Origin of the sequence: Amycolatopsis sp. A133, assembly GCF_031082405.1 — a bacterium.
Classification (GTDB): Bacteria; Actinomycetota; Actinomycetes; order Mycobacteriales; family Pseudonocardiaceae; genus Amycolatopsis.
Genome location: NZ_JAVHJU010000073.1, coordinates 1 through 10,813, shown reverse-complemented (window position 1 = coordinate 10,813; position 10,813 = coordinate 1). Strand labels below are relative to the sequence as shown.

Here is a 10,813-nt window from a genome sequence, read left to right as displayed (position 1 = left end):
GAGTACGAGACCATCATGACCTCACCGGCCAGTCAGGCCGCGTGACTGAACTGTCACCTATCGGTGCAGCAGACCCAGCAGAGTCTGCTGGCGCTGGCGAGCAGTCTGGACGAGCTTCTAGCCAGCCCCATCACTGTGGACACTCAAGGGACGCAGCTGCACAACGTGTTGCTGCGCGACCTCGCGCCACTAATTCACTCCAATCCGTTGCTCGCAGCCAGCCGTCTCGAAGGGGCCGTCCGCCTGGCGGTGGCCGGTGCCGTCACGCCGTTCGGCGTTCTCGGCCACCTCACGGCACTTCCTTCCGACGCCCCCGACGAGTTCACCGAACGCCTTCCTCGCCTGCTCGGCGCCGCGATGGATCGCTGGGCGAACGAAGCCACGATCGCCGCCGCGCTGCATGCCGCCCTGGATCACCTTCGCCACGACAGTGCGGCAGGTGTGGATGCTGCGTTTGAACTGGCTTGCTTCCAACTGAGGTCCGCGCTCACCGCGGAAACGTTGCCAGCGGCCATGGAGGCACTCACCAGCGCACGTTCTGGCTTCGCCACCGTCGACGCTGCCGAGGAAGGCCGGCACGACGCGCGCGCGTACGCGGCTGCGTGTGACGCCCTCCTCGCGTTCGCTGCACAGGATCGGCCCCGGTTGGCCGACGCCGCCAGTCGGCTCGCAAACATCCTGAACCAGCGCGAGGCGTGGTTGGGCGGGATGAACGCACCGACGTGGCTTCAACCACGACGTGCCGCAGAACTCGCGTGGCGGCGGCTCGTGCTTGTACTGACCGCGGCGGCCGAGCGCCTGTCTGAAACGGTCTGGATGGACGCGTGGGACGCGCTCGCAACGGTTCTCGACGCCTACACCCAAGCACGCACCTCCAGGCCACTACCGGGCTTGGAGACGGCGCCCGGATTGGCCGCAGTCATCGAGCCGACCATCGAAAACCAAATACTGCGCCAGCAAAGCCTACTTGCGGCGCTCCGTCGCTCAGTCGTCGAACTGTCCAAGATGGACACTTCACCCCTCGACGCCAGCACAGTCGAGCTGCTCCTCACAAGGATCGAGACTGCAGCCAGCGGATCGCGCGAAGGTCACACGCGCTCAGCGCGACCGGCATCTCACGGGGACGATGACGAGGAGCCCCACCAGGTCGACACTGCTCGGCTGTACCGTCTTGCTCCGTCGCTCGTTCACGTCCTTGGCGAACATCATGCCGCGGACCTGGCTGCTGATATAAGCGACGACAATCTCCAAGGACTGGAAGGGATTGTGCACAGCGCTGAGCTTGCGCGATCACGAACCGCACACCCTGTGCTCGATCGCCTTCTAGACGACCTACTCCGACAACTGGCCGAGTCTCCAGACTTCGTCGGCGACGTACGGGACACCTTTGGCCTACTGCTGGAACAGACCTTGCTGTTTCTCCTCAGCCGCGCCGACCTCACGACCAAGACGTGGGGACTGCACAAGAAGAACAACGATTACCGCAGGGAACTCAAGGCTGGCGAAAGCCGCCCCCTTGAGGCGGACCTACAACAGGATTTCCACCAGTGGCTCCAAAGCGGCCCCCTGAGCGGTCTGGTCTCGGTTGAGCGCAGCGACATCGCTATGGGCCGGGCAGACGTCATCGTGACATTCGGAACCATCCGCTACCTCACCGAGATCAAACGGGAACTCAGTGATTCCACCCCGGAAAGCCTTGAAGTGCATTACCTTCGCCAGGCTGCGGAGTACGGCAACACGAACGTGCCCTTCGGCCAGCTCCTTGTACTCGACTTGACGCCGCATCCGGACGGTGCACCACGGCTCGACGAATCGGTGTGGCTCGGCCGACATCGTCCCGCTGGCGCTGCAAAGGACCGCAATGTGATCGTTAGCGTCGTAGCCGGCAACCGGCCCACACCGCACGATCTGTCTTCCTAGCCGCGCACCGGTCTCCACAGGAACCAGGTCAGGCCGCCGCTACGTGGACGTACTGACAATCCACGGTCACCCACCCCTTGCTGACTCGTACACGACTCCGTACTCTTACAGAGTCGTGTACGAATCCGTAGGAGTGGAGCTTGCGATGACGAACGCAGTGAGGACCGCCGTGGTGCAGGCCATCACCGACGCGCAGACGCTCCTTGACCGCCTGAAGGGAACGCTCGCCATGATCGATGGCGAGGTGACCGTGGACCTTGGGAGGCAAGGCATCTGGACCAAGGGTGAGGTCGTCTCCCTTTGGGAGAAGTCCAAGCACCTGTCGGGCGTCAGATCGCTGTTCGAGATCACGGAACGCCATGTTGGCGAGCGGGTCACGTTCAGCGAACTGATCGCCCACTCGGGCCTGGACGCCAAGCAGCAGGCCAACGAACATGCCCGAATGAGCCGTATCGCGGCTGATCTGTTCGGCGGCAAGCGCTGGCCGATCGAGAACTGGCAAGGTTCCAAGGGGGAAATGATCTACCGAATGCGCGAGGAGATCGCGGTCTGGTGGCGTGAGATCGAGAGCCAACCCGGCACCCCCTTAGTGATCAACTAATGGTCAGATACTGTGCTCGGCGTGATGCTCGACACAGATGCCCATCCCCTGCCTGATCATGCAGGACCGGAGCTCCGTCTGAATCACTCCCATGACGCGGTCGTCGTGATTCCAGGGATCATGGGCAGCACGTTGGTGGACACCGCCACGAAGAAGACGCTGTGGGGTCTGAATCGTATCGGCTGGTACGGCCGGGCGTGGTCCACTGGGTCGTCGCTGCGCGACCTCGCCGATCTGGAACCGGGCCGGATCAAGCCCCAAGGGCTATTGCGGTTTCCGGCCTGGGCGCCGCTGGGCTACTTCGAGCCTTACGACAGGCTCGTCCGTCACCTCAAGGAGGGAGATGGTGCATCCACGCGCCGTGCGCGAGTTCGCCTACGACTGGCGACTGCCGGTACTGCACAACGCGCGCCTGCTCGCGCGGGCCGCGCGGGAGCACCTGGCGACGTGGCGGGCCACCCAAGATCATGAACGGCTCAGAGCGTTGCAGGCTGACCCGAGCCCGGCCCAGCTGGTGCTGGTGGCCCATTCCATGGGCGGTCTGCTGGCGCGAGCATTGCCACTTGTCGAAGGCACTGAAGACGAGGCGAGTGAAGTTCCCACGGTGACCGAGGACATCCGGGCCACCGTCGCACTGGGGACACCGTTCCGAGGTGCAGCTAAGGCAGCGATCATTCTGGCGAACGGGCGCGGCCTACTGCCTCCAAGACGGCAGATGATGCGGCTCGCGCGACAGCTGCCCGGAATTTATGACCTTCTCCCATCGTACAGGTGCGTGTACGAAGGCGACGACGTCCGGCCGCTAACTGCCGAGGACGTCGCTAGGTTCGGCGGGGATCCGGTCGAAGCCCAACGTGCTTTCGACGACAGGACACGGCTCGACACCCAGTCGCTGATTGGGCACCGATTGGTGCTCGGCGTCGAACAGCCCACACTCGCCTGCCTGCGGCTGGATGACGAAACTGTCGAGGGACTCGGCCACACATTCCGTCCCTCGCGCGATGGAAAGATTGTCCATGACGAGCGGGGGGTGCCGGCGCATTTCCCAAGTCTTGGAGATGGCACCGTTCCGGTCGACTCGGCGATCATCAGGGATGTGCCCATGGATCCTCGGGCGCAGCAGCATGGCAGTCTCGCCAATGTCGACGAGGCGATATCGTCCGTCCGGTTTGTCATCACGGGCGAACCGCAAGGGCCCACACTCGCACCACGTGGCCAGGTGGGCATCGACGCCCCCGACGTCGTGTCCGTCGGCGCCGAATGGCCCGTGGCGGTCACTGGAGTGGAGAGCCCCGATGACGCCACCTGCCAGGTGATTGACGCCGAGACCGGCAAGCACGTCGCTCGGCCCCAGCTGGAAAAGCGCGATGGACAGTGGCAGTTCATTGTCAACGTGCCCGACCAACATCTGTACGAGATTGTGGTGGATGGGGGCAGCGGCTCACCTCTCAAGCGAATGACACTCGCGACCAGCCAGGACGAACCTGCAGACGATCTTGGAGACGATGACTGACTCACTCCCCGAACCGCGGCTGGAGGTCTTCCCCGTCGCGATCGGCACCTACCTGCATCACGACAACCTCAACGTCGGCCCCGAGGTCGAAGATGTCGCCCGAGTGCTTGCCGAGTACGGCGGAATGCTAGTGCCTTGGGGCGACTGGACGCAGAAACGTGATGGGCAGACCGTCCACGAGCGGATGGACCAGTGGGCGCAGAGCTTTACCGGCAACACCTTCCTCTACTGGGTCGGGCACGGCTGGGCCACCGGTGATCGCGCAATCCTGCTCCACACCGATTCACCCATGCCACCCGCCGATGAGCAGGGCGTTGTCCCCGGCCAACTCGCCGAATGGATCTACCAGCGCGAACGTCACAACCAGGGCGCCGACACCTGGTCGATCATCGTGGTCGATACCTGCCGGTCCGCTCAGTTCATCGAGCGGCTGAACGCAGAACTGGACAAACTCCAGGGTGCCCGCCGCCTGCTGCTCGTCGGCGTGTCTGGCGAGGGCACCACCAATCTGGGTGTCTTCAGCCGCGCGTTACGGACTGCGTTGCGCGACACCTTCGCGGCCGAACCGCACGTCGACCTCTGGGAGCTTGGCAAGGAGCTGCTGGCGCGCCTGCCCAGCCATAATCCGCCGATCCCCCGGCACGTGCACCGGCTGGTGATGCGGCGCCGGATACCGCTGCAGACCCAAGCGACTCTCGATATGGCGCAGGCCATCCAGGCTGCGTTGATGAGACTCGGCGAGGACGAGCGATACCACTACGTTCCCAAGGCGCAGGGCGGCGAGCTTCGGGAATTCGCCTGGTACTTCGAGGGACGCTCGCGCGAGCGCCAAGCCATCGTCGCCTGGCTGCGCACGACGGCCGAGGGCATGCTCGTCGTCACCGGCCGAGCTGGCAGCGGCAAATCGGCTCTGCTGGGCAACCTACTCGTCCACTCCCGGCCGGAACTGCGGCAAGCCATGATCGACGCCGAGCTGCTCGAACCATTGCCGGAGGACGAGCAGCCGCCCGACGACGTGTTCTCCGCCACCGTCCACCTCACCGGTCTCACCGCCGCCGACCTCCTCGGCCGCATCGCCGACGACCTAGCGCTCCCCACGCCAGACCCTTGCGCGCCTCTCGCCGAGCAGACGGACACCCTCATCAGGGGAATTCGCGAACATGCCACCCTCGTCACGATCCTGATCGACGCGCTGGATGAAGCCGACGACCCGATCGGCATCGCGCAGACCGTGGTGCGACCACTCTCAGCGCTGCCAGAGGTCCGGCTACTGATCGGCACCCGCCGCTCCACCTTCGAAAGCCCCGACGGAGAGGAACCACCCGACCAGGACCTGCTCGACGCGCTGGACGTCCGCCCGGACCAGACCGTGTTGGTGGGCCGCGACCCGCACGCCTTCCGCCGCTACATCTACAGGCGCCTCGCCACCGCTGCTATGGACGAGAGTCTGCGCGCCGAGGACGTAACGATCGAACACATCGCCGCCACACTCGGTGAGACCGCTGGAGACTTCCTGTTCGCCCGGCTGGCGGTGCACGAGATCCTCGGCGACCCAGGGATCGTCCTGCCCGACCCTCCCAGCCGAATGGACGAGCTCGACGAGCTGACGCACACTACGCACCGCGGCCTGTTCGCACGCGCTGTGAATCGCCTGCGCCGCGGGAGCCGCGTCAATTTCTGGCTACTCGCCGCCCTCGCGTACGCCCAAGGACGCGGGTTACCGATGCGCGACGGGATATGGGCAGCCGTGGCGAACGCGCTCAGCGATGACACCGAAACAGCGTCCCAAGACGACATCAGCACATTGCTCGAACACGCCGCCCCGTACCTTGCCATCGACCGAGAGCGCGGCCAGACCGTTTACCGGCTCGCACACCGCGCGTTCGTCGAGCACTTCACCGGCCCCGACCAGAACCAGGGGCGACACAGGGCCATCACGCAGCGGCTCATCACCCTCGGCAAGGAGCAACTGCAACTCAACCCGTACCTCGTGCACCATCTCCCGGCGCATGCCGGCACAGGCGGTGAGTCCGCATGGCAGGATCTCGCTGCGCACTCGAAGATCCTGGATGAGCTGAGTTCCGCCGCCGTTACAGGCGCTGTCATGCGGACCGCCTTCGGGAGGTTCGTCCTGCCGCATCCGATCGCCGGGATTGTCGCCGCGTCCCATCTGCTCGCGTCCGCGCCGCCAGAGGACCGCGCTTTGCTCCGCTGGCTCTCCGTCGCGCGGCATACCGGTTCGATCGCGGGACCACCGGACGGCGCTGAAGTGTCCGGCTGGTGGAGGCTTGGATGGGCACGGCTTGTTCCCCGTCCGTTGCACATCGTCCTGACGGGGCGGTCCACCGCTCGCAGCGTGAGCCGGGACCACTCCGACTCGATCCGAGCGATCGCGACCTTCGATCTTCCCCGGCGTATCGGGCTCCTGGCCACCGGACAGACGTCAGGGATCGCGCGGATCTGGGACCCGCTGACCGGCGGTCAGGTCGGCGAAGGCACGACCCACGGCACTGCCGTCTCCGCGATTGTCCCGCTCCAGCTCGTCTCCGAAGGAGACGTACCCGAACAGGCCGTCCTCGCGGTCGTCACGGACGACGAGATCCTCGTCTGGGATCCCGCCATGCGACTTCCTGTCATCACGATCACCGCGGTCAGCGCTGCGCGTTTTCGGGCGCTCACGCCAGTGCGCTGGCCAGACGGACGAATGCTGCTCGCGGCCGGCGCCGACGACGGCACGATCGGCCTGTGGGACCCGATCACCGGTGCCCAGGAAGGCGACCGCAGGCAGGCGCATGAGGGTTCGGTAAACGCGATCACCGCGCTGGATCCTCCGCAAGTCGGTGTTCTCGCGACCTACGGTGAGGACGGCACGATCCGCTGTTGGGAACATGATGCGCGGCGCTGGCTGGCAGAGCGGAGAGCTGACGCCTGGCCCTCGCAGGCCCCGAGCGGGGTACGCGCTCGCCACGGTGCGGCTGGCCCCGAAGCGGACACTGCTGGTATCCGGCGGTCTCGACGCGGTGGTCCGGCTGTGGAACCCAGCTCAAGAGAAACCTGTCGCGGAGTTGCGCGGCCACCGGAACGCCGTGCGGTCCATCACAACCGTGGAGATGCCCGATGGCACACCGGCGATCGCCACCGCGGGTGATGACCGGACGATACGGCTATGGGACCCGCGCCGACATCGTGAGCTGGCACCACCGCTTACCGGCCATACGGCACAAGTCCTCGGTATCACGCAACTGAGCTTGCCCGGCGGTCCCGCCTTTCTGGCGACGAGCAGCCGCGACTCGTCTGTACGCCTGTGGGAACTCAGCGAAACCGCTCAGACCCGACCCGTATCGAACTGGGCGGCGACAGTAACAGCACTTGCGGAGATCCAGGCCGGGCAGGACGGCTCGGTGATCGCGGCCGGCTACGACGATGGCACGGTGCAACTCCTCGACGTCGACACTGGGGAGTCAGTTCGGCAGCCGCTGGAGGGCAACACGGTGGCCGTCAGGGCAATGAGCACCCTCGCGGTCTCCGTAGAGCTCAACCTCCTGGCGGTTGCCGGCGGCGACAGGGTCGTGAAGGTATGGAACTTCGCTGGCGGTGAAGCTCACCCGTTCAAAGTGGTCACGACCGGTCTCGGCTCTGTGTCCGCGCTGGCCCTAGTCTCCAATGGTGATGGAACCGTGTGCCTAGTGATCGGCGGGAAGAACGGCGCAATCGAATTCTGGGACCTCCTGCACCGTCGCCGGATCGGCCACGAGCCCACCGCGCACAAGAGGCATGTCGCGTCGCTGACAGCCGTCCAGCTTCCTCGTGGTGACCTGCTCGTCGCCAGCGGCGGCCACGACCAGACAATCCGGTTCTGGGACCCAGTCACCGGGACCCGTGGGAACCTACCGCCCATCGACAACCGAGCGCCGTTCTCAGCAATGCTGCAGGTGCCCGACCACCTCGGCGACCCACTCGTCGCGGTCGCCTCCCAAGAGGACCGCGTAAAGATCAGAGTCTGGAACACCGTGACAGGTGAAATGGAAGGACGATCGATGTCCCCGCCGCCGATCAAGGCGACCGGAGCACCATCGGGCGGAGGCGGGAGGGTGACCGCTATGACCATGATGCGCACGGATATCGGTCATGACCTTCTAGTCACAGGGAACACCAACCACACGATCCGGCTGTGGGACCTGGCAACCAGAACTCTTCTGCACCGAATCGACTTCGGCGAGGAAATCACAGCATGCCAGGCATCAGGTGAACGGCTGATCGTGGGATCAACGTCGGGCGTCACACTTCTCGAACTGAATCAGACACCGAATTAATTGAGATCAAACAAGCTGGCGGCCCGACCGGGCTGGTGGTCAGCGTCGCAGTGGATGGCGAGTGGGTCGGGGGCCTCGGCGGCTATCGGACAGCGGGCGGCGCAAGAGCTCGACTATGAGCCGATGGCACCGCTTGGGGCCAGCTACGGGCAGAACAGGCAAGTCGGCGTGGAGGATAACGACGGCCTCCGACACCGGCATGACCGGTGTTGGGACACTGTCGATGTCCCCGCGCCACGCCGCGAACGACACCGCTAGCTCGTCATCCTCGTCGCCCATGCCATGACCCCGCCGTCAGTTATCTACAGGCGTCGTATCCACCGGAACTGGCGTTACGCTCGACTAAAGATCATATTTGCTCTCGCGAATCGCCGGTGCGACACTGGCTCGCCGCTGGTCTCTGCTGACGAGAAGGCCCAGCCAGCCACCGGCCGGCAGGGCCAACGGACCCCCATCGCCGCGTCCATCCGCGCGCGAGATAGAGCCTCGGGCAGGCTGAGCACGCTCGCCGGTTCGTCGTCCGATTCGGGTACCGAACCCAGATCACTCACCTTCCCGAAGCAATGAGAACATCGCATCTGTCCGATGAGGACAGTGAACAGGCTCGGGCGGTAGTGGTACAGGTGAGCCGGTGAAGGACTCAAGTTCGCGTTCCAGGTACGCACGTGCTCGGTCGGCCTCTTCATCGAGGTGATGTGCCTCGGTGTCCATGAAGTCCAGGATCTGTTCGAGAGTGTTGTCGTCGATGTCGGCTTCGTGGTCCTCGTCAGACCACTTCTCCAGCTCTTCAATTGCCACAGCCAGCCTCTGGGACTCGATTTCCTCCTCACTCTCGGCCGCCACCTTTCCACTCAGCGGCGCAAGCTCGTCCACGATCGACACGAACCGGTCGACGTCGTCCCAGTCGTTGATTTCAGCGATCGTCGCAGCGTACGTCGACTCCGCGAGCTTCTCCGTTCTTTGCCGCCACGCCGAGACCGGCGACGCCGCGACGTCCACCGTCACCTGGTGGAGAGCGGCCGCCCCCGGATTCGGGAATCGCTCGAGTTCGGACAAGAGGTCGAGTCCCACGGCCACGAGCTCGGGCGATGCATCGGGCTCGCCAAGAGCGACAACGAACCGAGCATCCACCGCCTCGTGGTCGTTACGGTATTCGCCGAGCAGCAACTCCCAGTCTTTGACCCGCAGGACGGCGTCACGGAGGCGATCAGCCTGGCCGGTCACCGCGGCGAGGAGCGCTGGCCCCCTTCGCCTCCCGTTCGCCGTCATCCAGATGGTCACGAGCTGGTCCGAGAACACCGCCGAGTCGATCAGCGTGCCGACGAGGCCAGGATGCTTGGCCAGATGCTCGTGCAGGAAGTCAGCGATGGACGGGTTACTGAACTCCACCCGGTCGTCGTCGAGCTTGACGATAACTGGTTCGAGACGGCGCAGGGCGCGGCGGAACCGCCGGTCGGCGTCGGACGTGGCGACTGGGCCGAGATGTGCCCGCCAGGCTTCGCGTAGCAGGTCGTGGTCGGCGGACCTGTTCGCTGTGTAGAGGGTGAGCACCAGCGCCAGTTCGTCCGCCTCGAGCACCTCTTCGATCAACCGTTCCCACAGGTGGGCTGGATTGTTGAGATTCCGGAGAATCGTCCCCGGCACGTTCTCGTGCTCCTCTGCGGGAAGTTCGATGATCTCCGCGATCGCGTGCTCCAGCAGTCGCGGACTGTAGTTGCGGTGGCCTACGATGGCCCGGTAGACGCTCGGCTCCGCGAGCTGTGCGCGCTGCCGCTGATCCAGGCGAGAAAAGTAGACATGGTTATAGAAGATCTCCGCCCGGATCTCGGACGGCAAGACCGTCGCGTCGACGATGCAACCATAGGGATCCAGCTTGCGGGCGTCTAGGCGCTCGTGATGCTCACGCGCCTGCTTGATCAGGTAGTTCCGGGAGGTGAGCACCAGCCGCTTGGTCGTTGACTCTCGGATCATTCGCAGGAGCCGGGGTAGGTCCTGGTTCGCCACGCGCGCCGCCCCCTCGTCCAGCGTCGTCTGGCCGACGAAGTCGTCGACGAAGAAGATCTGCTTTTCCTCGTCGTCCCACATGCGGTGGACGTCGTCCAGCCGGTTGGTGGCTTCGATGATCGTGAAGCCTTCGGCCTGGTGGTCGGCGAGCAGGACATGGGCGAGCGTGGTCTTGCCGGCTCCCGGCGGACCGACGATGATGCAGCTGTGCTGGTCATCCAGCAGCTGGCGGGCGTGCTCCTGAGCGGGGTGGGGTGCGAAAACGCGCAAGCTTTCGTCGATGTCGCGGGCGAGCGCTCGCGACCGGACCACAATGTCGCGATTGAGCAGGGAACCGAGCACCACGCTGCTGGCGAGCCACAGCCGCATGTGCTGGCGCACGACGGGGTCTGCTGCACCGATAGGTGACAGTTCAGTCACGCGGCCTGACTGGCCGGTGAGGTCATGATGGTCTCGTACTCA

Annotated in this window: 6 protein-coding genes and 1 pseudogene; 6 read left to right on the top strand and 1 reads right to left on the bottom strand. The window is 65.0% G+C overall.

What is annotated here, in order from left to right; genetic code table 11:
- Positions 1–63: 63 nt before the first annotated feature.
- The 6 genes and pseudogenes from Q5425_RS43175 to Q5425_RS43155 all read left to right on the top strand — a co-directional run bounded on the left by Q5425_RS43175 (position 64) and on the right by Q5425_RS43155 (position 8,347).
- Positions 64–1,920, top strand: a complete 1,857-nt coding sequence (locus tag Q5425_RS43175; protein WP_308678241.1) for a hypothetical protein — start codon at positions 64–66, stop codon at positions 1,918–1,920.
- Positions 1,921–2,065: 145 nt separating this feature from the next.
- Positions 2,066–2,521: a hypothetical protein gene (locus tag Q5425_RS43170; protein WP_308678240.1), complete on the top strand. Its 456-nt coding sequence runs from the start codon at positions 2,066–2,068 to the stop codon at positions 2,519–2,521.
- Positions 2,522–2,864: 343 nt separating this feature from the next.
- Positions 2,865–4,034, top strand: coding sequence for a lipase/acyltransferase domain-containing protein (locus tag Q5425_RS43165; RefSeq protein WP_308678239.1), 1,170 nt, complete (start codon positions 2,865–2,867; stop codon positions 4,032–4,034).
- Entirely contained in the window at positions 4,027–7,182 is a 3,156-nt protein-coding gene (locus Q5425_RS43160) for a hypothetical protein (RefSeq protein ID WP_308678238.1), read from the top strand. Before Q5425_RS43165 ends, Q5425_RS43160 begins: the two co-directional genes overlap by 8 nt.
- Positions 7,121–7,330: pseudogene (locus Q5425_RS45970) on the top strand (hypothetical protein); the annotation flags it as partial. The gene Q5425_RS43160 and the pseudogene Q5425_RS45970, both read left to right, overlap by 62 nt.
- A 105-nt stretch (positions 7,331–7,435) precedes the next feature.
- Positions 7,436–8,347 (top strand): WD40 repeat domain-containing protein, encoded by a 912-nt coding sequence (locus tag Q5425_RS43155; RefSeq protein ID WP_308678237.1) that lies wholly within the window; start codon positions 7,436–7,438, stop codon positions 8,345–8,347.
- 543 nt (positions 8,348–8,890) lie between these two features.
- On the opposite strand, the gene Q5425_RS43150 is transcribed toward Q5425_RS43155, so the two are convergent.
- Positions 8,891–10,771, bottom strand: a complete 1,881-nt coding sequence (locus tag Q5425_RS43150; protein ID WP_308678236.1) for a hypothetical protein — start codon at positions 10,769–10,771, stop codon at positions 8,891–8,893.
- Positions 10,772–10,813 lie beyond the last annotated feature (42 nt).

Bases quoted from the DNA above. Each gene is read 5' to 3' on its own strand.
- Q5425_RS43170 (WP_308678240.1), top strand. From the start codon at position 2,066: ATGACGAACGCAGTGAGGACCGCCGTGGTGCAGGCCATCACCGACGCG.
- Q5425_RS43165 (WP_308678239.1), top strand. From the start codon at position 2,865: ATGGTGCATCCACGCGCCGTGCGCGAGTTCGCCTACGACTGGCGACTG.
- Q5425_RS43160 (WP_308678238.1), top strand. From the start codon at position 4,027: ATGACTGACTCACTCCCCGAACCGCGGCTGGAGGTCTTCCCCGTCGCG.